23 protein-coding genes and 1 pseudogene are annotated in these 23,251 nt (G+C 67.0%); 8 read left to right on the top strand and 16 right to left on the bottom strand.

All coding sequences use genetic code 11. From position 1 onward, the window contains the following. Both EYW47_RS41705 and EYW47_RS04785 read right to left on the bottom strand, forming a co-directional pair. On the bottom strand, positions 1-742 hold a 742-nt coding region (locus EYW47_RS41705), incomplete at its 3' end, for an aromatic amino acid lyase (RefSeq protein ID WP_240763582.1). Between the two features lie 132 nt (positions 743-874). Further along, positions 875-1,867, bottom strand: a complete 993-nt coding sequence (locus EYW47_RS04785; RefSeq protein ID WP_133193740.1) for a LysR substrate-binding domain-containing protein — start codon at positions 1,865-1,867, stop codon at positions 875-877. Positions 1,868-1,980: 113 nt separating this feature from the next. On the opposite strand from EYW47_RS04785, the gene EYW47_RS04780 reads away from it, so the two are divergent. Then, positions 1,981-2,886, top strand: coding sequence for an NAD-dependent epimerase/dehydratase family protein (locus tag EYW47_RS04780; RefSeq protein WP_133193739.1), 906 nt, complete (start codon positions 1,981-1,983; stop codon positions 2,884-2,886). A 162-nt stretch (positions 2,887-3,048) separates the two neighbouring features. Next, on the top strand, positions 3,049-3,231 hold the full coding sequence (locus EYW47_RS04775) for a hypothetical protein (protein WP_133193738.1): 183 nt from the start codon (positions 3,049-3,051) through the stop codon (positions 3,229-3,231). Between the two features lie 52 nt (positions 3,232-3,283). Here EYW47_RS04775 and EYW47_RS04770 read toward each other — a convergent pair whose 3' ends face one another. The 3 genes from EYW47_RS04770 to EYW47_RS04760 form a co-directional block, all read right to left on the bottom strand. Then, a complete protein-coding gene (locus EYW47_RS04770) occupies positions 3,284-4,060 on the bottom strand; it encodes a DUF899 domain-containing protein (RefSeq protein WP_133193737.1) in 777 nt (258 codons plus the stop codon). Positions 4,061-4,128: 68 nt separating this feature from the next. Further along, complete coding sequence (locus EYW47_RS04765) at positions 4,129-4,467, bottom strand: SRPBCC family protein (RefSeq protein WP_338117809.1); 339 nt, start codon at positions 4,465-4,467, stop codon at positions 4,129-4,131. After that, the gene (locus EYW47_RS04760; protein WP_133193736.1) at positions 4,467-4,955 is read right to left on the bottom strand and encodes an ArsR/SmtB family transcription factor; all 489 of its coding nucleotides are present in this window, start codon (positions 4,953-4,955) and stop codon (positions 4,467-4,469) included. The genes EYW47_RS04765 and EYW47_RS04760 overlap by 1 nt, the downstream gene beginning before the upstream one ends. A gap of 148 nt (positions 4,956-5,103) precedes the next feature. Here EYW47_RS04760 and EYW47_RS04755 point away from each other — a divergent pair, with 148 nt between their 5' ends. Beyond that, entirely contained in the window at positions 5,104-5,493 is a 390-nt protein-coding gene (locus tag EYW47_RS04755) for a hypothetical protein (RefSeq protein WP_133193735.1), read from the top strand. A gap of 126 nt (positions 5,494-5,619) precedes the next feature. On the opposite strand, the gene EYW47_RS04750 is transcribed toward EYW47_RS04755, so the two are convergent. Continuing rightward, positions 5,620-7,029 carry an NCS2 family permease gene (locus EYW47_RS04750; RefSeq protein WP_133193734.1) on the bottom strand — a complete coding sequence of 470 codons (1,410 nt, stop codon included), beginning with the start codon at positions 7,027-7,029 and terminating at the stop codon, positions 5,620-5,622. A gap of 641 nt (positions 7,030-7,670) precedes the next feature. On the opposite strand from EYW47_RS04750, the gene EYW47_RS04745 reads away from it, so the two are divergent. Both EYW47_RS04745 and EYW47_RS04740 read left to right on the top strand, forming a co-directional pair. Then, positions 7,671-8,600, top strand: coding sequence for a PRC-barrel domain containing protein (locus tag EYW47_RS04745; RefSeq protein WP_240763543.1), 930 nt, complete (start codon positions 7,671-7,673; stop codon positions 8,598-8,600). After that, on the top strand, positions 8,597-9,874 hold the full coding sequence (locus EYW47_RS04740; RefSeq protein WP_133193733.1) for an MFS transporter: 1,278 nt from the start codon (positions 8,597-8,599) through the stop codon (positions 9,872-9,874). Before EYW47_RS04745 ends, EYW47_RS04740 begins: the two co-directional genes overlap by 4 nt. Positions 9,875-10,249: 375 nt before the next feature. On the opposite strand, the gene EYW47_RS04735 is transcribed toward EYW47_RS04740, so the two are convergent. Both EYW47_RS04735 and EYW47_RS04730 read right to left on the bottom strand, forming a co-directional pair. Further along, positions 10,250-10,723 (bottom strand): DUF3331 domain-containing protein, encoded by a 474-nt coding sequence (locus EYW47_RS04735; protein WP_133193732.1) that lies wholly within the window; start codon positions 10,721-10,723, stop codon positions 10,250-10,252. Between the two features lie 778 nt (positions 10,724-11,501). Further along, positions 11,502-12,410: a LysR family transcriptional regulator ArgP gene (locus tag EYW47_RS04730; RefSeq protein WP_133193731.1), complete on the bottom strand. Its 909-nt coding sequence runs from the start codon at positions 12,408-12,410 to the stop codon at positions 11,502-11,504. A gap of 175 nt (positions 12,411-12,585) precedes the next feature. Here EYW47_RS04730 and EYW47_RS04725 point away from each other — a divergent pair, with 175 nt between their 5' ends. The 3 genes from EYW47_RS04725 (at position 12,586) to EYW47_RS04715 (ending at position 15,795) form a co-directional block, all read left to right on the top strand. Continuing rightward, positions 12,586-13,212, top strand: a complete 627-nt coding sequence (locus tag EYW47_RS04725; RefSeq protein WP_133193730.1) for a LysE/ArgO family amino acid transporter — start codon at positions 12,586-12,588, stop codon at positions 13,210-13,212. A 400-nt stretch (positions 13,213-13,612) separates the two neighbouring features. Further along, the gene (locus EYW47_RS04720) at positions 13,613-14,719 is read left to right on the top strand and encodes a zinc ribbon domain-containing protein (RefSeq protein ID WP_133193729.1); all 1,107 of its coding nucleotides are present in this window, start codon (positions 13,613-13,615) and stop codon (positions 14,717-14,719) included. A 74-nt stretch (positions 14,720-14,793) separates the two neighbouring features. Next, positions 14,794-15,795, top strand: coding sequence for a ferritin-like domain-containing protein (locus EYW47_RS04715; protein ID WP_133193728.1), 1,002 nt, complete (start codon positions 14,794-14,796; stop codon positions 15,793-15,795). Between the two features lie 137 nt (positions 15,796-15,932). On the opposite strand, the pseudogene EYW47_RS04710 reads toward EYW47_RS04715, so the two are convergent. From EYW47_RS04710 to EYW47_RS04680, 8 genes and pseudogenes are all read right to left on the bottom strand, one after another. Further along, a pseudogene (locus tag EYW47_RS04710) lies at positions 15,933-16,019 on the bottom strand (CoA ester lyase); the annotation flags it as partial. Beyond that, complete coding sequence (locus EYW47_RS04705; protein ID WP_133193727.1) at positions 16,016-17,431, bottom strand: MmgE/PrpD family protein; 1,416 nt, start codon at positions 17,429-17,431, stop codon at positions 16,016-16,018. The gene EYW47_RS04705 and the pseudogene EYW47_RS04710, both read right to left, overlap by 4 nt. Before the next feature lie 46 nt (positions 17,432-17,477). Further along, positions 17,478-18,338: an HTD2 family dehydratase gene (locus EYW47_RS04700; protein ID WP_240763542.1), complete on the bottom strand. Its 861-nt coding sequence runs from the start codon at positions 18,336-18,338 to the stop codon at positions 17,478-17,480. A gap of 31 nt (positions 18,339-18,369) precedes the next feature. Next, positions 18,370-19,167: a citryl-CoA lyase gene (locus tag EYW47_RS04695; protein WP_133193725.1), complete on the bottom strand. Its 798-nt coding sequence runs from the start codon at positions 19,165-19,167 to the stop codon at positions 18,370-18,372. Positions 19,168-19,231: 64 nt separating this feature from the next. After that, a complete protein-coding gene (locus EYW47_RS04690; RefSeq protein WP_133193724.1) occupies positions 19,232-20,101 on the bottom strand; it encodes a MaoC/PaaZ C-terminal domain-containing protein in 870 nt (289 codons plus the stop codon). 42 nt (positions 20,102-20,143) lie between these two features. Further along, a complete protein-coding gene (locus tag EYW47_RS41700) occupies positions 20,144-20,935 on the bottom strand; it encodes an enoyl-CoA hydratase/isomerase family protein (protein WP_240763541.1) in 792 nt (263 codons plus the stop codon). Further along, positions 20,932-22,068 (bottom strand): lipoate--protein ligase family protein, encoded by a 1,137-nt coding sequence (locus EYW47_RS41695; RefSeq protein WP_240763540.1) that lies wholly within the window; start codon positions 22,066-22,068, stop codon positions 20,932-20,934. The genes EYW47_RS41700 and EYW47_RS41695 overlap by 4 nt, the downstream gene beginning before the upstream one ends. Next, entirely contained in the window at positions 22,065-23,243 is a 1,179-nt protein-coding gene (locus tag EYW47_RS04680; protein ID WP_165976495.1) for a phenylacetate--CoA ligase family protein, read from the bottom strand. Before EYW47_RS04680 ends, EYW47_RS41695 begins: the two co-directional genes overlap by 4 nt. Positions 23,244-23,251: the final 8 nt, after the last annotated feature.

Raw genomic sequence — 23,251 nt, 5'->3', positions numbered from 1 at the left:
CGCGCAGTTCGTGAATGCGCGCGTCGAACGGCTTGACCGAGCCCGCTGCCGCGTCCACGCTCAGCGCGCCGGAAACGAGCCCCGTGCGGTAGAGGTCTTCGATGGCGAACAGGTTGTAGAGCGCGAGCGCTGCGGAAGCCTGCGTGCCGTTGAGCAACGCGAGGCCTTCCTTGGCCTGCAGCGCGAACGGCTTGAGGCCGGCCGCGGCCAGACCCGCTTCGGCGCTGGCGCGCTCGCCACGGATGAACACTTCGCCGATGCCGAGCAACACGCCCGACATGTGCGCGAGCGGCGCGAGGTCGCCCGAGGCGCCCACCGATCCCTTCACGGGGATCACGGGCAGAACATCTGCATTGAAGAGCGTGATGAGCGCGTCCATCACTTCGCGACGGATGCCCGAGTGGCCGCGGCCGAGGCTCGAGAGCTTCAGCGCCATCATGAGGCGCACGACCGGGCGCGACATCGGCTCGCCCACGCCCACGGCGTGCGAGAGCACCAGATTGCGCTGCAGCAGTTCGAGCTGGTCGATCGGGATGTGCGTGCTGGCGAGGCGGCCGAAGCCCGTGTTGATGCCGTAGGCAGGCTCGCCCTTGGCCGTGATTTCGGCGACGGTGCGCGCGCTCGCGTCGATCGCGGCGAAGCTAGCCGGATCGAGCTGGAGCTGGATGCTGCTGCTGTCCGGGGCGCGCGCGATCTGGCGCAGTTGGGGCAGGGTCAGATGGCCGGGCGTGAGGAGCATGATCGAATCCTGTCTATACAAGTGACAGCGAGTCTAGCCTGGCGCGCCTGTATAGACAACCTCCGCGAGCGCCTGGCCGCCTCGGGACAATCCATGAGGCGCCCATGTATTGCGTGGGCGGCCCCCGCAGGCCCGTCAGGCCTGCTCCTCGAGCCTGCCCCCGATAAACGCGAGGAAGCACTGCACGCGCGCGGCGAGCGCGGCGCTGCGGTAATAGACGGCATGGATGGGCTGGCGCTCGGCAATCAGCGCGTCGTCGAGCAGCGTCACGAGGCGGCCCGCCGCGCGGTCGACGGCGGTCATGAAGTCGGAAAGACAGGCGACGCCGGCATCGGCGAGCGCGAGCTGGCGTATCGTCTCGCCGCTCGACGCCGCGAGCGCCGGATGGATCGCGAAGCCCTCGGGCGCGGCTGCGTCGAGCAGCGACGCCTGGGCTGCCGCGCCTGCCACGCCTGCCGCGCCTGCCACGGCCGCCGGGGCGGCGGCTGTGGCCGGGGCGACGTGGCCGTCCGGCCTGAGCGGCCAGCGGTTCAGCTGCACGGGCGCCGTGAAGCCGATCAGCCGATGCTCGCGCAGTTGGGCGAGCGTGCGCGGCGTGCCGTGCGCCGCGAGATACGCCGGGCTCGCCACCACGCGGCGGCGGCTCACGCCGAGCGAGCGCGCATGCAGCGTGGAATCCTGCAGCGCGCCGATGCGTATGGCGATATCGACGCGCTGTTCGAGCAGATCGACGATGCGCTCGTTGCTTGTGAGCTCGAGCTGGATCTCCGGATAGCGCGCGGCAAACGCCGCCATATGCGGCACGATGCAATGGAGCATGAAAGGCGTGGCCGCATCGACGCGCAAGCGCCCCGAAGGCTGCTCGCGATGGCGCGAGACGGCCTCCTCGGCGTCCTCCATTGCCGCGAGAATGGCGCGCGCGCGTTCGAGAAAGAGCTCGCCCTCCTCGGTCAATTGCAGGCGGCGCGTCGTGCGCAAGATCAGCGCCACGCCGAGCTGCTTTTCGAGCCGCGTGAGCGCCCGGCTCACGCCCGAGACGGTCTGCTCGAGTTTTTCGGCGGCAGCGGTGATCGACCCCGCATCGATCACGGTGACGAATACGAGCAATTCGTCGGTCGACGTTTTCATTATTGATCCGCAGTCAAGATTCATTTGAGACTAACACGGTTTTTGCAAAGCACGAACGCCGCGATACTGCCTGCCATTGCACTCATCCACTTACCCAGGCAAGCGAGGATTCAATGAAAGTATTCGTGACAGGCGCAGGCGGTTTCATCGGCGGGACGATTGCCGCGCATCTGGTGCGTGCGGGCCATGAGGTCCGCGGGCTCGTGCGCCGGCCCGAGCAGTTCGCGGCGCTCGAAGCGCTCGGCATCGTGCCGGTGCAAGGCGATCTCGACGACCGCGCGCGGCTGATGCAGGAAGCCCGCGCCGCCGACGCCGTCATCAACGCCGCGAGCAGCGACCATCGCGGCGCGGTGGAGGCGCTGCTCGACGCGCTCGAAGGCTCGGGCAAGACGCTCTTGCACACGAGCGGATCGAGCATCGTCGGCGATGCCTCGGGCGGCGAGCCGACCGATCGCATCTATCACGAAGACGCCCTGCCCGAGCCGACGCCCGACAAGGCGCCGCGCGTGGCCATCGACGAACTCGTGCTGGCCGGGCAAGCGCGTGGCGTGAAGAGCGCCGTGCTCTGCAACACGCTGATCTACGGCGTGGGCGCGGTGCCGGGCGCGGCGAGCGTGCAGTTGCCGCGCCTCATTCGCCAGGCGGAGAAAAGCGGCGTGATGCGGCACGTTGGGCGCGGGCTGAACATCTGGTCGAACGTCCATGTCGACGATGTGGCCGAGCTGTACCGTCTCGCGCTCGAGAAAACCCCTGCGGGCACGTTCTATTTCGTCGAAAGCGGCGAGGCGAACTTCCGCGAGATGACGGCCGCGCTCGCGCGCAAGATGGGACTTGGCGAACCGCAGGACTGGCCGCTGGAAGACGCGATCAAGGAATGGGGCTACGAGATGGCTTCCTACGGTCTCGGCTCGAATAGCCGCGTGCGCGGCGAGCGCGCGCGCACGTTGCTGGGCTGGCAGCCGCGGCGCACGTCGGTCACCGACTGGATTCGCGACGAGATGCCGACTGCACAAATGTGAGCCGGCCGGCGCGACAGATCATTGCGGCCGCACATAAAAAACCGCAAAAAATACGTGGTCCACAGCACATTATTGTTGCGTATCCGTAAGGTCGGTTCGATAAAATCCTGACGGTTTGCACTCTCCGCCGTCACGTTGCCGAACCGGCAACCCGGTACGCCGATGCCACTCGCGCTGAACTTCTACTGGCTGACCAATCTGCTCGCCATCCTCTTCGTGGTCGCGTGTCTCTATGACTCGCGCTACGACGAATATGGCACGCTGACACTTGCCGCTGCGGCGATGGGCCTCATTGTGATGGCCATCGAAGTGCTGCTGCGCCCCGCTTTCGAGCTGTCGCTCTAGCCTTACTTTTGTCTTTCGCGGGACGCAGCGCTATTGCCCTGGCGCGCATCTTTTATTGCGCTTGGCTCTCGTGCGCGCAGCACGCCGATTGCCCGTGGCTTTCCCGCCCGGAGCTTTCCCGCCCGGCGCTATCCTCATAGCGATCGTGGTGACGCATCCATTCGCGCATGTCCGTCTTCTCGTTGCGCCCCTTCGCCGCGAATTCGAGCATCGCATACGCGCCCAAAGCCATTTCCACGCCGCGCGCATACGCCGAATACGTGTGATAGACGTTGCCTGCGTCGTCGCGATAAAACGCGCTGATGCCTGGCAACTCGTCGCTCACGTAATCCTGTTCTTCGTAGTTGTAGAGCGCCTTGCCACGCGCCTTGTCCGCATCGCCGAACGAAACGCGATAGTCGAAATTGAAATCGCTGCCATGCGATGAAACCCACGGGAAATGCCAGCCCATGCGCCGCTTGAAGGCTTCGAGCTTCGCGAGCGGCGCGCGCGAGACGGCCACGTAGGTCACGTCGTGATGCTCGAGGTGCGGCAGCATGCCGTCCACGTGGTCGGAGAGGAACGAGCAGCCCGGGCAGCCCTCCTCCCAGTCGGGGCCGAGCATGAAGTGATAGGTCAGCAACTGGCTGCGCGGCCCGAACAGCTCCGCAAGCGTGCGCGTGCCTTGCGGCGTATCGAACGTATAGGTCTTCGTTACTTTCACCCACGGCAGCGCCTGACGTTTCGCCACGAGTGCGTCGCGTGCATGCGTGAAGGCGCGCTCCTCGCTGAGCAATGCCTTGCGCGCCGCCAACCATTCGTCATCCGAAACGATCTTGTGCATCTCCATCGTGCATTCCTCCTATGTGTGGACAGAGGCCGGCGCTCGTGCACCGGCTCCGGTTGTGCCGGACACCCTCATTCGAACAGCTCCACCAGACGATCGAGCCCGCTCGCCCACCCTTCGCGATGCGAGTCGCGCGCGGCTTCGTCGAACAAGCCCTCGTGGCGCAGCGTGATCTCGGTCGTAGCGCCATCGGCACGCAGCACGACCGTCACGCGCGACTCGCGCTCCGGCGTGCTGCGCCACGCCCATGTGAACACGAGCTTCGCCTCGGGCACGACCTCGAGATAGGTGCCGCTCGCGTCGTGCTCTTCGCCGTCGGGCGAGCGCATGATCACGCGAAAGCGTCCGCCCACGCGCACGTCGGCCTCGGCATGCAGGCAGATCGTGTCGAGCGGATGCATCCAGCGCATCAGTTGCGCGGCTTGCGTCCATGCCGCGTAGACCTTCGCGGCGCTCGCGTTGATGCGGCGCCGGAGGACGAGGCTGGGGCCGGCGTGGGCTGCGCCGCTTGCGGGTCCTGCGCGGGCGCCTGAATTGCTGGCTGCGCCAGCGTCGGGTTGGGTGGACATGCGTCTTCCTCCACGAAAGCGGCCAGACGATCGAGCGCACCGCTCCAGAAGCGCTCGTAGTGCGCGAGCCACTGCATCGCGTCCTCCATCGGCCCCGCCGCGAGCCGGCACGCCACCGTGCGTCCGGTCTTCGCGCGCGTGACGAGCCCCGCCTCGGCGAGCACGTCCAGGTGCTTCATCACCGCGGGCAGTGACATCGCAAACGGCTGCGCGAGCGCGCTCACCGAAAGCTCGTCCTGATGGGCTAGCCGCGCGAGCAGCGCGCGCCGCGTGGGGTCCGCCAGCGCCGCAAAGGTACGCGTCAGCGTATCGTCTTCATACTTAACCATGAGGTTAAGCATAGGACCTGAGCCGCCGATGTCAAGGCCGCGCACGGGCTTCGCCGCTGGCTTCTCGCGCAGCCCGTAGAATGAGTCGGCGCGGCACCGCGCGCCTGTGCCCGCCCGCACTCCACATTCACCTCGAGCCGAATACGCCATGCCGTCCAAAATCCGCAATTCGCTGCTCTGGATCTTCGACGCGTTCGAGCGCGAGCCCGACTACCTGTGCAAGCGGATGTTCGGTTGCGACGCCGCCTATATGGACGGCCTGCTGTGCCTCGTCGCCGCCGATCGCGAAAAGCCCTTTAACGGCTTGCTGGTCTGCACGTCGCGGGACCGGCACGCGGCGCTCATCGACGAAATGCCGGCCCTGCGGCCGCACCCCGTGCTCGGCAAGTGGCTTTACGTGACGCAGGAAGATCCGGATTTCGAGGCCACCGCGCAGCACCTGAGCGCGCTCGTGCTGGCGCGCGACCCGCGCGTGGGCGTGGAGCCGAAGCCGCGCAAGCCGAAGAGCGGGCGCGTCAACAGTGTGCTGCCGAAGTAATCGCGCCCCCCAAATGCCGCACGGCCCGCGCCGCCAGAGAAGCGGACGCGGGCCGTGAAGCCGGCAAGACGGGCCGCCGTGGCTCCGTCTTGCCGATGACCGGGCTATGTGGACGCTATTCGCGCATCAGATAGCCCAGCCGCCCAGGTAGAACGCCACGAGCACAGCGGCGATGAGCACCGTGCCGACGTTGAGCTTGCGGATCTCGCCGCTCACCACGCGGCCGATCACGAGCGTGGCAAAGCCCAGCATGATGCCCGTGACGATGTTGGCGGTCAGCACGATGAACACGGCGCACACGAGGCCCGACATCGCATCCACCATGTCGGCCATGTCGAGGCGCGCAACGCTCGAGAGCATCATCAGGCCCACGTACATGAGCGCGGGCGCCGTGGCGTAGGAAGGCACGAGGCCGGCGAGCGGCGCGAAGAACATCACCGCGAGGAACAGCAGGCCCACCACCGTGGCGGTCATGCCCGTCTTCGCACCTGCCGAGACGCCCACCGCCGATTCGATATAGGCCGCTGCAGGCGCGCCGCCAAAGAAGCCGGAGAAGATCGAGCTGAGCGAGTCGGCCGTGAGCGCGCGGCCGCCGTTGATGATGCGGCCGTTGGCGTCGAGCTGGCCGGCCTGGCCTGCCACGGCGCGGATCGTGCCGGTGGCGTCGAACACGGCGGTCATCACGAGGGCGAGCACGCTGGGCAGCACGGCGAGCGAGAGCGCGCCCTTGATGTCCATGGCGCCGATCAGCGAGGCATGGCCCGGGGTCGAGAGCGACGGCCACGCGAACACACCGTGGTAGGTCACGGCCGGATCGATGGCGAGGCCGAGCGCCGAGATCGCGACGATCACGATCAGGATCGAGCCCGGCACGCGGCGGCGCACGAGGCCGAAGATCGCGGCAAGGCCGACCACCGAGAGAATCGCGGGCAGCGCCGTGATATGGCCGAGCGTGACCGGGAGACCGGCGCCCGGATTCTTGATCACGAGGCCCACGTCGTTGGCCGCGATCAGCAGCAGGAACAGGCCAATGCCGATACCGGTGCCGTGCGCGATGCCGTGCGGCAGGTTACGCAGGATCCACGAGCGCACGCCGGTAACCGAGATGCCCGTGAACACGAGGCCCATCAGGAACACGGCGCCGAGCGCGACTTCGGGCTTGAGGCCCTTGCCGAGCACGAGGCCGAATGCGGTGAACGCGGTGAGCGAGATTGCGCAGCCGATGGCGATCGGCAGGCGCGCCCACAGGCCCATCAACAGCGAGCCGAACGCCGTGGTGAGACACACGGCGACAAACACCGCGCTGGTGTCGAAGCCCGCCTTGCCGAGCATGCCCGGCACGACGAACACGGAATACACCATCGCAAGGAAGGTGGTAATGCCGGCGATGCCCTCCTGGCGCACCGAGCTGCCGCGCGCGGCAATGTCGAAATAACGGTCGAGAAAACCAGTCGCGCCAACGGCGTCGACGGCATCGCCCTCGCGGATTGCACCATTGGCAATGTCGGCCAGCGGCTGTGCGTGGGGTTCGATCATGGTGAGTGCCTCCTTTATCAGCTTGCTGAAACGGTCCGCGCTCATGTTGCGGATCCGCCATCAGGTTCGTCTCGTCTGGATTGGATTGACTAGGGGTGTCGACGCCAGCCAGGCGCGCCTTGCAGCGCGCTATACCCATTCATTTTTTTGACATCTTTTTACAGGGTCGAAGGTTAGGCGAACACGACTTACGCTCCCATCGCGCGAAACACATTGAGGTCATGCCGCGATGCTTATATCGCCGTACGCAGGGCGCGTCGCACTGCCGCGCCTCGCGTTTACCCCGGTGCGCTTGAGCCGTCTTGCGCACGCCGCTGAGGGCAAAACTGGCCGTAATCGGACCAGGATGCCCTCCCAATCCGGCGGCGCATTCCGCGGCACGCATATGCCCTGAATGCGCCCTGAATGCGCCCCGAATACCCCCCGGAATACGCCCCGAATGCGCCCGATCGACCCTGCGACAAGGGTTTTGTCAGCGGATTAGCGGCTGTTTGGGCCGGAACAAGGCGCCATGCGGGTTAAACTCTCACGCATCCCGACCCGGTTTTCCCCTCGCCGCGCGCGCCATGCGCCGGCCGCTCCTGGAGTTTCTGTTGATGACAGGCGGTTTCCCACGTCCCGTTATTTCCCATCAGCACGCCTTGGCCCTGCTCGTTCTGGTCGCGCTGTCCGGCTGCAGCCTGTTCCGCTCGGCCCAGGCGCCCGCGCCCATCGTCGAGGCGACCGTTGCCGTCAGCGCGCCCGAGCAGTTCGAGAGCGGACCCGAGGCGGCCTCCGCGCCCGAAGCCGCCAGCGCTCCGCAGCCGCCTGAACCGAAGCCGGCGCCCAAAAAACCGCACTTGCCACTGATCCGGCGCCCCCGGCCCGCGCCACCGCCGCCCGTGCCGGCGAGCGCCCCCGTTGCGCCCACCCCCGCTCCGCTCGTGCAGACGCACACCCTCGAGCGCGGCACCTTCCGCACGCTGCTCGACAGCGAAGTGCAGAAACCGGACGGCAAGGTCGTGGGCCGCGCCGTGGACATGGTGGCCGGCCCCGGCGGCAAGCCGCAGGAAGTGGTCGTGAATCTGCAGGGCTTCATGGGCGTGGGCGACCGCAAGGCCGACTTCCCGTGGAGCGCCGTGCGCATCAACACCCAGGCGAAGACGCCCGCCATCACGCTCGCGCTCACGCCCGCCCAATTGCAGATCCCCGACCGGCCCAAGGCGGGCGCGCCGCAGCCCGGCACTTCCGAGGCGAGCCCGACGCGCCTGCCGATGCTCGACGCCGACGTCGAGCGCGCCAACGGCGCCAAGGTGGGCCGCGTGGTGGACGTGCTGATCGGCGGCGGCGCCGACCCGCTCGCGGTCGTGCTCGACGTGAGCGGGACGCTTGAGAAGCGCCGCACGATCGCCGCCGACTGGTCGGCCCTGCGCTTCGTGACGAAGAACAATGCGCTCGAAGCCCAGCTCGAGATGAGCGACCAGCAGATCGACGCCGCTCCCGCCTATGCGAACGATCAGCCGGTGCGCGCCGTCAGCCCGGCCGCTGCGGGGCCGGCCGCTTCTGCAGCTCCTGCGCGCGGTGCCCAATGACAGGTACGACGCATCCCACGCCCGACCTGCGCAGCGTGCGCGCGCTCGACTGGCTGAACTTTTTCGTCGCGAACGTGCAGACCGGCTTCGGCCCGTTCATCGCCTCGTATCTCGCCTCGCACAAGTGGACCCAGGGCGAGATCGGCCTGGCGCTCTCGGTGGGCACGATCAGCGCGATGGTGAGCCAGGTGCCGGGCGGCGCGGCCGTGGACGCCCTGCGCAACAAGAAGGCCGCCGCCGCCTGGGCGATCATCGCCATCATCATCTCGGCGGTGCTGCTCGCCTCGAGCCCGACCGTCGTGCCGGTGATGGCCGCCGAGGTCTTTCACGGCTTCGCGAGCTGCATGCTCGTGCCGGCCATGGCGGCACTCGCGCTGGCGCTGGTGGGCCGGCAGAACCTGGGCGACCGGCTCGGGCGCAACGCGCGCTGGGCCTCGATCGGCAGCGCGGTCGCGGCGGGCCTGATGGGACTGTGCGGCGAGTACGTCTCGCCACGCGCCGTGTTCTGGCTCACGGCGGCGCTCGCGCTCCCCGCCCTCGTCGCGCTCGCGATGATCGAGTACGACAAGCACGCGAACGCGCCCAAGCCGCTGAAAAGCGCCAAAGCCGACAAGGCCGCCCAAGCCAGCAAGGCCGTGCCCGCGGACGAGCCGCGCGAAACCATCTTCGACCTGCTGCGCGACAAGCGCATGCTGACTTTCGCGGCCTGCGTGGTCCTGTTCCATCTCTCGAACGCTGCGATGCTGAACCTCGCAGCGGGCGAAGTGACGGCCGGCATGGGCGACAACGTGCAACTCGTGATCGCGGCTTGCATCATCGTGCCGCAAGCGATCGTCGCGCTGATGTCGCCATGGGTGGGCCGCACCGCGCAGCACTGGGGCCGCCGTCCGGTGCTGATACTCGGCTTCAGCGCGCTGCCGCTGCGCGCGTTGCTGTTCGCCGCGGTCGGCAACCCCTACTTGCTCGTGCCGGTGCAGATGCTCGACGGCCTCTCGGCCGCCGTGTTCGGCGTGATGCTGCCGCTCATTGCCGCCGACGTGGCGGGCGGCAAGGGGCGCTACAACCTGTGCATCGGGCTCTTCGGGCTATCGGCGGGGATTGGCGCCACGCTCTCCACCGCGCTCGCGGGGTTCATCGCCGACCATTTCGGCAATACCGTGAGCTTCCTGGGCCTCGCCTCGGCCGGCGCGGCCGCTGTGCTGCTGGTATGGCTCATCATGCCCGAGACGCGCGACGCGCTCGAGGACGAGACCGTCGGCGACAAGACGGCGTGAAGTTGGCATGAAGTCGACATGAGTGCGGCGCTGGCTGGCCCGGGAACGGGCCGGCGGCGCGCACTCGCCCGCAGCGAATATCCGGTTGAAAGACGCGAAGCGGCACGGCGCATGGCCTCCGGCAGGGCCTGCCTGCCATGACCGCGCGCGGCCAGCGGGCGCTGAAAAGGGAACCTTGAGATAGCTTGCGGGGGACGCCGGACGAGCGCCGGATGAAGGCTCCGGGGCGGTGCACCAAGCCTGGAAAGCGCTGAGACTGCTACTGGAAAGGATAAAAAGCTGACCGCCCGCATCGAGCGCTCGATGCAGGCTCCGCTAGCTTCGGAACTGCCGCCGCAACCTGGACGCAGCCCTTATGCCACAGCGATGCCGTGCTTACGCCGCAAGCGCCTCGTCGAGACGCGCAGCCACAACGCCGCTGGGAAAGGCGTCCAGCTTGCTCGCGAGGATCATGGCGTCGGCATTGGCCGGGCGATGACGGCGATTGGGGCTCGGGCGGAACACCGCGTCGCCACGGCGGATCTTCTCGCCGGTCAACGCGCACACCGCGCTGCGACGCGCGGTGCAAACCCGCCACAACTGGTCGGAGTAGCGCCCATAGGTGGCGTCGCTCCAGCAGACGGTGATGCTCTCCGGATCATGACGCCGGATCAAGGTAATGCCTTGCGCATCCCACGAACGCACAGTGGCGCGGCGCCGGTTGGCCGCCTCCGATGCGCTGCGCGTGATCGGTACCGGTTTGCAACTCCTGATGCCATCGGGCTCGCCGTCCGGGCTCAAGGGCTCCGAAGCGGCGGACAGGCGATCAATGGTTTGTTGCCATGCGCTGCCGGTATCTAATTTCGTCATAATGCACCTCGTGCACGTGGAAACGATTCAAATATGCCGGTCGAATAAGCACTCTGCCACGTCGGGATTATAGCGTGCGATTCTCGCAGGCCACAGAAAAAACTGAATATTCACATGATAATCCCGCATGCGCGGCAAATGACGCCATCGGACTTTCAGGCCTAATTGTAAGACAGCAATACTGGTTTCTTTACATTTGTACGTGCGACTTTTTTGCCGGTTTGTTGATCTTTAACATTTGCCGCCAGGAAAAATTACCCGGATACGCGATCCGGAGCACCCGCCAACACGACATTAGCAAAACTATTACGCGCCATGCAAAGGCATGTGACACGTCTGCGCCTCACCACCCAGAATCGGCCTCATCAGGCGCTGCGTCCGTCCCCGGGCGGTTTCGCGGCGACGCCCGTGCATCTCGGCCATTGCTGCCCGATCAATGAAACGCATGACATGTTCATGACATATGCATATTGGGATTTCTCATCATGCAAGTCATCCGGGGCGCGAGGAATTGTCGCACACGGCATGTGCATCCCAGGAAGGAGGGATTTCGAGACTCGCCTCTATTTCATGAGGTATTAATCGAAAATGAATTGTGCTTTAGCCGCTTTGTCATGCGCAAATGGGTCAACTCGAATCCGCCAGATCGACAAGATGCGCGCAATAGCAACGGCGATTCCCGGCCGAAAATTGACAATTCAATTGATGCATAATGACCGCATGAATGGGATGCAAACCCGCGCCCGATTAGCCAAATCGGCTTCCTCTCGCGTGCGGCTCAGCCCCCCCGCCCTTGATCGAGGAATTCGGCCGCGCGGCGCCTGAGCATCGCGCCGAAATCGTCGAGCCAGCCGATCGACAGACGCCAGCTCTGCCAATAGAGTTCGACGTCGAGCGCGCGCCCCGGCGTGAGCTCGACGAGCTCGCCGCGCGCGAGGTGCGGCGCGATCATGCGCTCGGGGCACATGCCCCACCCGAGGCCGCTCACGCAGCAGCGCAGAAAACCCGCCACGTGCGGAATCCAATGCAGCGGCGCGTCCACCTGCGCACGCGTGATACGCCGCACGAAGCGCTTTTGCAGTTGATCCTTGGGATTGAACTCCACGCACGGCGCGCGGCGCAGCGCCTCGCGCCCCACGCCCTCGGCGAAATAGCGCTCGAAGAACGCTGGCGAGCACACCGCGAGGTAGCGCATGCGGCCAAGGCGCGTCGAGCGGCAGCCCTGCACGGGTTCGGCCTGGGTCGTCACGGCGCCCTGCACGCTGCCGTCGCGCATGCGCTGCGCCGTATGGTCCTGGTCGTCGATCACGAGATCGAGCAGGATGCCGCGCTCGACGCAAAAGCCCGCCACGGCGTCGATGAACCAGGTGCCCACGCTGTCGTCGTTGACCGCGACGCGCAGCGTGGGGCGTGAAGCGTCGAGCGCGTCCGCGACGGTGGGCATGCCGCCGCCCAGCTCCGCTTCGAGCAACTGCACGCGCTCGGTGTGGCGGCACAGCAGCGCGCCCGCCGCGGTGGCCACGCAGGGCTGGCCGCGCTTCACGAGCACCGTGCCCACGCGCTCCTCCAGCAGCTTCACGCGCTGCGAGACCGCTGAAGGCGTCACGTTGAGCGCGCCGGCCGCGCGGTCGAACGAGCCGTGTCTCACCACGGCGGCGAGCGCGTCGAGCAGCGCGTAGTCGAGCATTAGAATTTCTTAATCCAGTTAAAGAAAATGAGCTTTGCTTAATCGAGCTCCGGCGGCAGACTAGCGCCGTTTGCTTCCTCTGTCGAGGCATTTGCGGCAACGCCCGCCCGCTCGCTGCGACGCGTTGCGCGTTGCGCTTCGCTCCCCGATTTCAGTAACCGACCGCTTGATCAACATGAACTGGCTCGCTTTTTCGCATGGCGCAGCGCTGTGCGCCTCCCTGATCGTCACCATCGGCGCACAGAACGCCTTCGTGCTGCGCCAGGGCATTCTGCGCTCGCACGTCGGCAAGATCGTGCTGCTGTGCGCGCTTTCCGATTTCATCCTGATCGGCGCGGGGGTGGGCGGCGCCTCCGTGCTTGTCGAGCGCTACCCCACTTTCGTGCATCTCGTGCTCTACGTGGGGCTCGCGTGGCTCGTGTGGTTCGGCATCGGCGCGCTGCGGCGCGCGGTGAAGCCCACACATGCGGTGCTCCAAACGGCGAGCACGCCCGGCGTCACTGACACGCCCGCGCAGCGCGCCTGGCCGATCATGCTGATGACGCTCGCGTTCACCTGGCTCAATCCGCATGTCTATCTCGACACGTTCCTGCTGATCGGCACGGCCGGTGCGCGCGAGCCGCAAGGCAGCCGGCTCGCGTTTGCGATTGGCGCGATGTGCGTGAGCGCGGTGTGGTTCGTCGGCCTCGGCTACGGCGCGCGTGCGCTCGCCCCGCTGTTCCGGCGCGCCGGTGCGTGGCGCGTGCTCGACGGCGCAATCGGCGGCATGGTGCTCTTCATCGCGTTCGCCCAATTGCGCTGAGGCGCGGCGCCGCGTGCGGTACGCGGCGCTTCACCCTGCTGCGGTTCACCCTGCTGCGGTTCGCCCTGCTGCATTCCACCCTGCGGTCTTTCCTCTGCATTTGGCCCGAGGCGCCCCAGCTCGCTCGTGTCATATAGCGCGCGCAGACCGCCGCTGCTCTCGCTTGAAGGCCTCCCGAGCCTTCTTCCCGCCCCCAATATCCCCCGAAGTGGATCGCCGCGGCGCGTGCCTCAAAAGCCCGCGCAGCGCGGCGCCGTGCCTGACGAAAGGGCCCCTTGGACGCATACGGCGTGCCCGAAGCGCCGCGCACTTTACAATGCCCCAATGCGGTCCACGCCATGTGGCATCGCCGCGGCACATTGATGCCGGCTGCATCGGTCCTTCACTCTCGAACTGCACCATGAACACCAGCCAGGCTTATTCGCGGCCCGCCCGCCTGTTGCAGATTGCCTCGTGGATCATCGCCATCGTGTTCGCGATGTTCCTGAACATGCTCGGCAGTCTCGTGATCCGCGACCTCATGTTCGCCCCGCAAGGCGGACCGCCGCGCAGCGAGCAATTCGTCGACAACGCGGCCATTGCGCCGCTCGAGGCGCAAACGCGCGATCTCGAGCGCCAGCGCAGCGCGCTCAACGACAAGGCGCAGACGCTGCGCATCGCGAACGACCGTGCGAACACCGACTATCGCGAAGCCCAGGAAAGCCTGCGCAACTGGCTCGCAACGCGCACGGCAACGGGCGACAGCCGCAACGACATCGAACTGCTCGCGCGCACGCGCAAGCTCGACTTGCTGCAGGCGAGCGCAAGCGACTGGCAGCGCCAGCGCGACAAGTTAGCCGACCAGCAGCGCGCGCTCGATGCCCGCAGCGAGCAACTGAGCGCCCAGCTCGCGCACCTGCAAACCGAGGCCGACGCGCGCTACGCCGCCGCACAGCGGCGCTACGAACTCACGGTGTTCGGCTGGCGTCTCGCGCTCACGCTGCCGATCCTGCTCGTGGCCGTGTGGCTTTTCATCCGCCATCGCAAGAGCCGCTACTGGCCTTTCATCTATGGCTTCGGCCTGTTCGCGCTGTGCGCGTTCTTCGTCGAACTCGTGCCGTATCTGCCCGATTTCGGCGGCTATGTGCGCGTGCTCGTGGGCATCGCGCTCACGGTATTCGCGGGGCTCTACATGCTGCGCGCGTTCCAGCGCTACGTCGAACGCAAGCGCGCCGAAATGGAGCAGAGCCAGAGCGAGCGCGCACGCGCCGTGGTCTACGAAAAGGCCATCAGCGCTTATCAGAAGAAGCTGTGCCCGTCTTGCGACAAGCCGTGGCATCTGGGCGGCGACCAGGTATCGTTCTGCATTCACTGCGGGCTGAGGCTCTTCGAAGTCTGCACGTGCGGCGCGCGTAATTTCGCCTTCTTCCCGTTCTGCAATCAATGCGGCACGCATGTGACGCACGCGGATGACAAAGGGGCGGACGCGGAACATGTCGACTCCGGAGCGAATTCGGCGCATCGATGACAAAATTGCCTACCTCAACGCAGTAGCCATCAAACAGGACCACCGCTATAAGCCTTGTCTGGAGATGCTTTCAGATGGACGACCAGGTACTCGACACCTTCGATACGGCGCAATTGATCCCCGATTTCAATGCGCCGCAACTGCCCAGTGAGCACCCTGACCGCGCGGCGCTCGACGCCGCCGAACACAACACACGCCACTGGACGAGCCGCGAGAGTGGCCCGCTGACGCCGGGTTCCGACGCGCACCGCCGCGAGACGTGCCGCATGTTCCGCGAGACCTTCAACCCGTACCGGCCTTCGGTGCTCGAATGGCCCAGGCTCGAGCCAGCGGCGCTCAAGCGCATCGTCGACCTGCCCATCTGGGACATCGCGGTGCAGACCGAAGGCAAGGCGCGACTGCGCATGGCGGCCTATGCCGCGACGGTCGACGACCCGGACATGCGCGCGGTGCTCGCGCTCAACGCCTGGGAAGAAAACCGTCATAAGGAAGTGCTTTCGCGCATGGTGCAAGCCTATAGCATCGCGCTCGCGAGCGAGCCGCCCTATGTGTTTCCCAAGGACACCGAGTGGGCCTATCTCGTGACGGGCTACAGCGAATCCGTGGACAGCTTCTTCGCGTTCGGCCTTTTCGAAGTCGCGAAGCGCTCGGGCCTGTTCCCGCCCGAGCTCATCGACACGTTCGAGCCCGTGATGCAGGAAGAGTGCCGCCATATCCTGCTCTTCGCGAACTGGGTGGCGTGGCACCGCGCGCGGCTTTCGTGGTGGCGGCGCGCGCTTTTCGAGCTGAAGGTGGCGCGCGTGTGGGTGTTTCTGGGCTGGGAGCGCATCGGCCTCGCGCGCACGATGGACGCCGAAGGCAACGAGCATCGGCAGGACCACAACTTCACGGTGAACGGCGCGCAATCGGTCTCGGACGTGGACATCAGCGTGCCCGATCTCATGCGCCTGTGTCTGGAAGAAAACGACCGGCGCTTCGCGGGCTACGACACGCGCCTGCTGCGCCCGGAGACCATGCCGAAGCTCGTGCGTTTCGCGCTGCGCTTCATGCGCAAGAAGCCCTTGACGCAGACATAGCCGACACATCGCTTCGATAGCGACGACGCATAAAACGCCGGAAAAACCCGCGTTCTTTCGCCCTGGCGATCCTGCGCTCAGGCGATCCCCAGCACGCGTCTCGCCTTGAGGATCACGGGCATGCCGACCCTCTTGCCGTCGGCGCCCGCCGCGCGCGCCTTCTCGAAGCGCTCGGGCCGGTTGCCCGGCACGAACAGGTACGAACGCGCGAGCGCGGTGCTCATGCTGGCACCTTCAACGCGGCGTTCGCGTTCGAGCTGGCAACAGCGCTCGCTCCGAAAAGCGCACCCACCCGCCCGGCATCCGCAATGCGCCACGCGTCGTCCAGCAGCGCGCGCGCCTCTTCTTCGCTCGCCGCCTGCGAGAAGGCGGCAAGACGCACGAACTTCGTCGCCAGCTCGTCGCGCGAGAGCGTGTTGCCGGGGTCGCCCTTCGGCTCGTCCACGCGCGCGTAGAGCGTGCGGCCGTCACGCGTGGTCACGCTCACCTTGCCGATCCAGCGCGCCGGATACGCGCGGTCCACCTCTTCGTCGAGCGCCATCGTCACGCGCTCGCGGAACGCGGCAATCTCCGCTTGTGCATAGCCGTGCTCGAATTCGTTCACGCCCGCATAGCCGCGATACGCACACAAACCCAGCACCGTGCCCATGTTGAACTTCGCCTGATGGACCGTGCTGGGCACCGTCACGCTGCCCAGCACGTCGATGGCGCCCTGATGCACGTGCGCGGTCACCGCGACGATATCGTCGGGTGCGAGCCGGTGCTCGGCCATCGCGGCGAGCAATGCGTCGGCGGCTGGATGCGTGTGGCGGCAGGCCGCGTGATATTTGAACGAGGTCTCGACTGTCGCCCAGCGTTCGCCGAGGCGATCGACGAGCCTGGCCGGGTCAGCATCGCTCGACATGCCCGCGGCCATGCCCTGCGCGCCTTCGAGAATGCGCTGCGCGCCGCGAAAGCCGTCGGCGGCCAGCTGGGCCGCCATCAGCCCGTTGGCGGCGGCCATGGCCGTGTGCAGCTGCTTGGAGTCGGCCGCGTCGCGCAGGAACTCCCACAGTCCGCTCGCCTGCGTGCCCGCCGAGCCGAACGCATCGAGCATCTGCCCGGGCGTGAGCTTCAAGAGGCGCGCCGCCGCTGCGGCCGCCGCAATCGTGCCGACCGTGCCGGTCGTGTGAAATATTTTGTAGTGCGAACGTCCCATGAATTCGCCGACGCGGATGCCCACTTCATAACCCGCCACCGAGGCCGCGATGAACTCGCGCCCCGAAGCGCCGAGCGCCTGCGCGAGCGCCAGCGCGACCGGGAACACCACGGTTGCGGGATGGAACACGGAGCCGTTGTGCACGTCGTCCTGCTCGACGAAATGCGAGGCGGCGGCGTTCGTCATGGCCGCGAAATACGGCGTGCTGCGGCTGCGGTCGATCACGACGTCGCATGCGTCCTGAGGGCTCTGCGCGCCGCGCGCCGCGCGCGCGAAGCGCGCAATGGTCTCGACCGGGCGCGCGCCTGTGCCGCCGAGCGCGGAGCCGAGCCAGTCCACATAGAGATTGACGGCACGCTCGACGACGGGCGCGGGAATGGCGTTGAAGTCGAGCGTGGCGGCAAAGGCCGCAAGCGTGCGGCTGGGGTGGTCTGTCATGGCTGGATTCATGGGAACATGATCGAAATGCGCAGGGTGGTCAGGCTCAGTAGAACGTCGCGGTGGCCTGCATCGTCAGATAGCCCTCGTGGTCCTTGGCCCACAGTTCGACCGAGCGGCCATCGTCGGCCGGCCTGCCGCATAGCGTGAACGCGTTGCCGCCGAAGGTGGGACGCACCGCGCGAAACGCGAACGAAGCGACGCTCGCGTCCGGGCGCTCGCGATGCACGAGATCGAGCAGCAGCGTGGCAATGAGCGGCCCATGCACGATGAGCCCCGGATAGCCCTCCTCCTGCGTGACGTACGGGAAATCGTAGTGAATGCGATGACCGTTGAAGGTGAGCGCGGAATAGCGAAACAGCAGGACGGGGTCACCCACGAGCGTGCGAGACCACGTATGCCCCGGCGGCGCCACCATGGGCTTCGGCGCGCTCGCACCGGGCTGCGGGACGTCGCGATAGACGATGTCGTGCTCTTCCTCGATGCACAGCGCCCCCGCCGCTTCGTAGCGATGCTGCACCGTCACGAACACGAGCCGGCCGCTGCGCCCGGTCTTGTCTTCGATGCTCGCGATCGTCGAGGTGCGCTGTGCGGTCTTGCCCGCGTGCAGCGGCGCGTGGAACGTGAGGCGGCCGCCCGCCCACATACGGCGCGGCAGCGCAACGGGCGGCAGGAAGCCACCGCGCTTCGGGTGGCCATCCGCGCCCACTTGCGCGAGCGGCGCCACCGGCAGGAAATAGAGCCAGTGCCATAGCGGCGGCACCGCGTTGCCGGGCGCATCGCGGTCGAGCGTCGCCGCGAGCGCGCGCAGCGGGAACGACGTGATCTCGTCGCTGAGCGTTTCGGTCTTGTCGAGCCACGCCTCGAGCGGCAAGGCTTGCGGGACTTCCGGTTCTGACTGGGACACTGCAATCCTCCGTAGCGGCAATGGATCGGGATCAGGCCTCGCCGCGCAGATGCGCGGACGCCTCATCCTCAACACGTTGCCACAGTTCGAACGACATGGGCCGCTCGCCTTCCTCGAGCAGATGCCCGACGAGCCCGATCGCGCGCGCCATCACACCAAAGCCGCGCACGATGCGCCACGGGAAGCCGAACTCGCAGCAAATCGCGCCGATGGCGCCCGTGGCGTTGATCGGCAACGGCTTGCCCGAGACGCGTTCGGCTTCGGCGCCGATCAATTGCATGAGCCTCACATAATCGCCCGACAGTCCGTTTTGCGCCGCAAGCTCGAACAATCGCGGCGTGCGCGGGTCGATGGGCTTGTGCAGCGGATGGCCCAGGCCCGGGATCGGCGTGCCGCGTGCGCGCCACTCGGCTACCGTGTCCACCGCGAGCTCTTCGAGGTCGTCGCAGCGTGAGCCGCGTGTGTCATAGGGCAATGCTTCGGAGAGCATACGGCACGCGCCTTCCATGCTGCCGACGAACACCGAGCCGAGCCCGCACAGCCCCGCCGCCACGGCCGCCTGCAACGACTCGGGCGCGCCGGCGTAGGTCATGCGCGCGGCAATCGCGCTGGGCGTCATGCCGTGCTCGACGAGCGTGATGACGATGGCGTTGAACATCGCGGATTGCTGCGGCGTGGCGGCCTTGCCGGTCAGTTGCAGATACGCGAAGTCGCCCAGATTCATGTGGCCGAGCACTTCGTCGGGCAGGCTCTTGCCGCGCACGACGATGCGATCGGGTGTGCTGTACGCAATATCGGAGCGCACCAGCGGTTTCGGTTGACGGGCCATGACTGCGGTTCCTTCGTAGGTCTATGCGATTGCGAGGAGGATTCGGTGATACAAGGCGCGCCATTCAGCGCAGTGTCGCGGTGCCGTTGTTGAGCACCACGACGTCACGCTCGACCACGCGCGCGCGCAAGCTCACGGCGTTGCCGTCGCGCCAGACCTCCGTGCGGATGGTCTCGCCCGGATAGACCGGCGCGGTGAAACGCGCGTGAAAGCGTGCGAGCCGCGCCGGGTCGCTCGCGCACAGCGTCTTTAGCACCGCATGCGCGGCCACCGCCCATGTGGCGAGGCCGTGCAGGATGGGCCGCTCGAAGCCGGCCGCGCGCGCGATCTGCGGGTCCGCGTGCAGCGCGTTGTCGTCGCCGCACAGGCGGTACAGCAGCGCCGACTCCGGCCGCGTGGGCAGCGTGCAGACGTGGTCGGGCGCACGCTCGGGCACCGCGGGCGGCGCGGCAGGCGCCTCGTCGCTCGGGCCGCCGTGCGCGCTGAAGCCGCCGTCGCCGCGGCAAAACGTGAGCTGCGTGAGCGTGGCGTAAAGCTCGCCTGTGACCTTGTCGGTAATGCTACGCTCAATTTCGAGCAGCGCGCCCTTGCCTTCGCCCTTGTCGACCACGCGCGTGATGCGCGAACGGCCGATCACCGTGGCTGCGGGCGGCAGCGGCTTGTGAATCTCGATGCCCTGCTCGCCGTGCAGCAGACGCACCCAGTCGATGCCACTCTTCGGGTCTCGCGCCCAGAAGCCGGGAAAGCCGAGCACCACCGCGAAAGTCGGCGCCACGCGCAGTTCCTTCTCGTAGACGAAAGCGAGGTCGTCGGGGTCGACGGGATCCGCGCCATAGCCCACGGCGAGGCTATAGAACATCGCGTCGCGCGCCGTGTAGGTCTGTTCGATGCCCTTGAACGGCCAGTTGCGCAAGGTGTGGTAATCGATTGTCATGGATGTGCCGAAGATAAATAACTCTGGAGTCCGAATCTGACATCACGCTTCGCGCGCGGGCCACTTGAAGAGCGGCTCCGCCTTCTCGCGAAAGCGCCTCACGGCCTCCTGGTGGTATTCGGTCGTGAAGGCGATGCCCTGCGCCGCAGCCTCGATTTCCAGCATCGTGCGCAAGTCGCTGCCTAGCGACTGATTCAACGCGCGCTTGGCCACGCCGAACGCAACCGGCGACGCGGCAGCAAGGCTCGCCGCGAGCTGGGCCGCGCGCGCGTGAAGCTGGTCCGGCTCGACGATTTCGAGCACGGCGCCCATCGCCTTCGCCTCCACTGCGCCAATCTCGCGCGCCGTGAACACGAGATCCTTCGCACACGCGAGGCCCACCACGCGGGGCAGCGTATAGAACGCGCCGCAATCGGGCACGAGCCCCACCTTCATGAACGGCATGCAAAAGCGCGCGCGCGTGCTGGCGATCACGAAGTCGGCGGCGAGCGCAAAGCTGAAGCCCGCGCCGTAGCACACGCCATCCACCGCGGCGATCACGGGGCGGTCGAGGTCGATCAGCATGCTCACCCAGCCATGCAGATCGTCGATGCGCTCGCGCCCCGCCTGGGCGCTCGTCACGTTCATGCCGCGCACATCGCCGCCCGAACAGAAGTCGCTGCCCGCGCCGCGCAGCACCACGGCGCGCACGCTGCGCTCGGCGCGGATGCGCACGACCGCGTCGTGAAGCTCCGCACGCATGGCCGTGTTCATCGCGTTCTTCGCTTCGGGGCGGTTGAAGCACAGCGTGGCGACGCCATCCTCGATATCGACCAGCAGGGTTGAGCCGCTCATGCGGCCGCTCCCTGCGCATGCGTGAGTTCGGCGAGCGCCTTGTCGAGCGCCGTGAGCAGATGTACGGGCTCGACGCCCGCGAACTCCACGTCCACGCGGGCGAGGAACGCTTCGACATGGGCGCCGCACGCTTCGCGCGTGGCCGCCAGTCCCGCGAAGCCGTCTTCGAGCCAGGCCACCGAGCGCAGCGGGCGCGGATGCCAGTCGCCGTTCACGATCGCGCGCTGCACCACCCCGCCGCGCACCAGCAGGCTCAACCAGATCAGCCCGGCAGGCGCTTTCTCGCGGCCCCGCACGACGCGGTCGCCGGTTTGCTCGATGGCTCCATAGCGCGTTGCTTCGCTCTTCTCGTGGAACCAGGCATCGTCGACGAGCTCGCTCGTATATTGCAGAGCGTAGGCGCGCTCCGCTTCGCCCAGCTCGCCTGCTGCGAGCGCGATGTCGCCAAAGGCCCGGCGCACGCACGCCTGAGCCCACGCGCGCAGCTCCGTCGCGCTCACCGCGCGGCCCAACTCCTGCTCCAGATAGGTGTAGCGCGAGCCGAGGTCCTTGTGCTTCTTGTCCTTCACCTTTTCCGGCGCCATCGGCATCGCGCGCGCCGCGATCGCCGTGTCGATCGCCTTCACGTTCAGCAGGATGCGGAACGTGAGCACGCCGCTCTCGATCTTCATCGAGGTGGCCACCAGCTTGCGGCCGTCGATCTCCACATCGTTGAGCGGCCGGTACGACGCCGCGAGCCCGAACACCTCGCGCAGCGCCTCGGCCACGTGCCCGAGAATGGCCGGGAAGGCGGCTGCCGCCGTGTCCGGCACGCCGGGCAGGTCGACCGGCAGATACAGCGCGAGAAAGGCCGAGCCACTGCCCGCATAGATCGCCCCGCCGCTGCTCACGCGCCGCCGTGCGAGCACGTTGTTGCTGCGGCAGAACAGCAGGTCGAGCACCTGGTTCGGATCTTCGTTCACGCCCACGGTGATGCTGTCGCTGTTGAAGACGTTCAGGAGTACGGTGGGTGGCGCGAGGCCCTCGGCCACGGCGCGCTCGATGGCGGGCGAAACCGAAGTCGAAAAATCCGCGTAGCTGTGGTCGCCCACGACGTAGCGCCATGGCGCCGGAGCTGCTTCTACGTTGTTCATGTTGTCTCTCTCCTTTGGTCCTGCACCAGCGCCGCGCCTTCGAGCTTCGCCACCACCTCGATGGCGTCCGCGTGAATCAGTGTCTGGCGCTTGAAGCGCTCGGCAATGGCGTCCAGGTCGGTGGGCGCCCCCTCGACGAGCAGCGTGAGATGGTCGCCGCCGTGCGCCTTTGCGCCCACCACGAGCCGGTATGCTCCCGTGGCGCCGGCAACGCCGAGCAATACACGCTTGATCTCGGACGGATACACCTTCACGCCCTTGATCTTCACCATCGAATCGACGCGCCCGAACACCACACGCGGCAGCGACACCGTGCGGCCATGCACGCTCGCCGTGCGCTCGAGCACGGTGAGGTCGCCGGTGCGGTAGCGCACGAGCGGCTGCAACTCCTTCTTCAGATGCGTGAGCACGAGTTCGCCGCGCTCGCCATCGGGCAGCGGCGCGAGTGTGTCGGGGTCGATCACTTCGGCATGGAGCAACTCGTCGAAGACGTGCACGCCCGTGCCGCCCGGGAACGTGCGCGCCACCGGCAAACATTCGGACAACGAATAGCTGTCGATGAGCAGCGTGCCCGGCATGGCGGCCCGCACGCGCGCATAGAGCGCCTCATTGCCGCTGAAGGGCTCGCCGCCCGCGAAGAACACGCGCGGCACGGGGCACCCGGCCTCGATCAGCTTGAGCGCGTGCGTGGGATTGCCCGCGAGCACCGTCACGCCACACTGGCGCGCAACCTGCGCGGCGCGCTCCGTTTCGCCGGGGCCATGCGGAATACACGCGACGCCACGCGCCTCCATCTGGCTCTGGTAAAAGAGGCCGGCCACGAACAGGTGATAGCCGAACGTGACCATGCAGACGTCGCCCGGGCCAATGCCGCAGGCATCGAGATGCTGGCCGCATGCCGTTTCAATGGCGCGCAGATCGGCGGCGCTGTGCAGGATGGGCACGAGCGCCGCGCCCATGGGCGTGAGATGCACGCGCACGGGCGGCACAGGCGGCGCGAACGCGCCGTAGCCGGACTTGCCCATCTCGGCCACGAGCTCTGCGCGCGACATGAGCGGCACGCGTTCGGCAAATTCGGCTGCGCTTGCCACGCTGCGCGGCAGGCGTCCCGCGTAGAACGGATGCGCGTGCAGGCGTTCGAGTTGCAGATTGAGCGAATCGAGCGGATCGCGCATGTCTCCTC

This window comes from Paraburkholderia silviterrae, assembly GCF_004353915.1.
Taxonomy (GTDB): Bacteria; Pseudomonadota; Gammaproteobacteria; order Burkholderiales; family Burkholderiaceae; genus Paraburkholderia; species Paraburkholderia silviterrae.
This window is presented reverse-complemented; position numbering and strand designations above follow the sequence as displayed.

What these genes read in the sequence shown, in the direction of transcription:
- EYW47_RS04785 (WP_133193740.1), bottom strand. Translation starts at nt 1,867, where the DNA reads ATGAAAACGTCGACCGACGAATTGCTCGTATTCGTCACCGTGATCGAT.
- EYW47_RS04780 (WP_133193739.1), top strand. Translation starts at nt 1,981, where the DNA reads ATGAAAGTATTCGTGACAGGCGCAGGCGGTTTCATCGGCGGGACGATT.
- EYW47_RS04775 (WP_133193738.1), top strand. Translation starts at nt 3,049, where the DNA reads ATGCCACTCGCGCTGAACTTCTACTGGCTGACCAATCTGCTCGCCATC.
- EYW47_RS04770 (WP_133193737.1), bottom strand. Translation starts at nt 4,060, where the DNA reads ATGGAGATGCACAAGATCGTTTCGGATGACGAATGGTTGGCGGCGCGC.
- EYW47_RS04765 (WP_338117809.1), bottom strand. Translation starts at nt 4,467, where the DNA reads ATGCGCTGGATGCATCCGCTCGACACGATCTGCCTGCATGCCGAGGCC.
- EYW47_RS04760 (WP_133193736.1), bottom strand. Translation starts at nt 4,955, where the DNA reads ATGGTTAAGTATGAAGACGATACGCTGACGCGTACCTTTGCGGCGCTG.
- EYW47_RS04755 (WP_133193735.1), top strand. Translation starts at nt 5,104, where the DNA reads ATGCCGTCCAAAATCCGCAATTCGCTGCTCTGGATCTTCGACGCGTTC.
- EYW47_RS04750 (WP_133193734.1), bottom strand. Translation starts at nt 7,029, where the DNA reads ATGATCGAACCCCACGCACAGCCGCTGGCCGACATTGCCAATGGTGCA.
- EYW47_RS04740 (WP_133193733.1), top strand. Translation starts at nt 8,597, where the DNA reads ATGACAGGTACGACGCATCCCACGCCCGACCTGCGCAGCGTGCGCGCG.
- EYW47_RS04735 (WP_133193732.1), bottom strand. Translation starts at nt 10,723, where the DNA reads ATGACGAAATTAGATACCGGCAGCGCATGGCAACAAACCATTGATCGC.
- EYW47_RS04730 (WP_133193731.1), bottom strand. Translation starts at nt 12,410, where the DNA reads ATGCTCGACTACGCGCTGCTCGACGCGCTCGCCGCCGTGGTGAGACAC.
- EYW47_RS04725 (WP_133193730.1), top strand. Translation starts at nt 12,586, where the DNA reads ATGAACTGGCTCGCTTTTTCGCATGGCGCAGCGCTGTGCGCCTCCCTG.
- EYW47_RS04720 (WP_133193729.1), top strand. Translation starts at nt 13,613, where the DNA reads ATGAACACCAGCCAGGCTTATTCGCGGCCCGCCCGCCTGTTGCAGATT.
- EYW47_RS04715 (WP_133193728.1), top strand. Translation starts at nt 14,794, where the DNA reads ATGGACGACCAGGTACTCGACACCTTCGATACGGCGCAATTGATCCCC.
- EYW47_RS04705 (WP_133193727.1), bottom strand. Translation starts at nt 17,431, where the DNA reads ATGACAGACCACCCCAGCCGCACGCTTGCGGCCTTTGCCGCCACGCTC.
- EYW47_RS04695 (WP_133193725.1), bottom strand. Translation starts at nt 19,167, where the DNA reads ATGGCCCGTCAACCGAAACCGCTGGTGCGCTCCGATATTGCGTACAGC.
- EYW47_RS04690 (WP_133193724.1), bottom strand. Translation starts at nt 20,101, where the DNA reads ATGACAATCGATTACCACACCTTGCGCAACTGGCCGTTCAAGGGCATC.
- EYW47_RS41700 (WP_240763541.1), bottom strand. Translation starts at nt 20,935, where the DNA reads ATGAGCGGCTCAACCCTGCTGGTCGATATCGAGGATGGCGTCGCCACG.
- EYW47_RS41695 (WP_240763540.1), bottom strand. Translation starts at nt 22,068, where the DNA reads ATGAACAACGTAGAAGCAGCTCCGGCGCCATGGCGCTACGTCGTGGGC.
- EYW47_RS04680 (WP_165976495.1), bottom strand. Translation starts at nt 23,243, where the DNA reads ATGCGCGATCCGCTCGATTCGCTCAATCTGCAACTCGAACGCCTGCAC.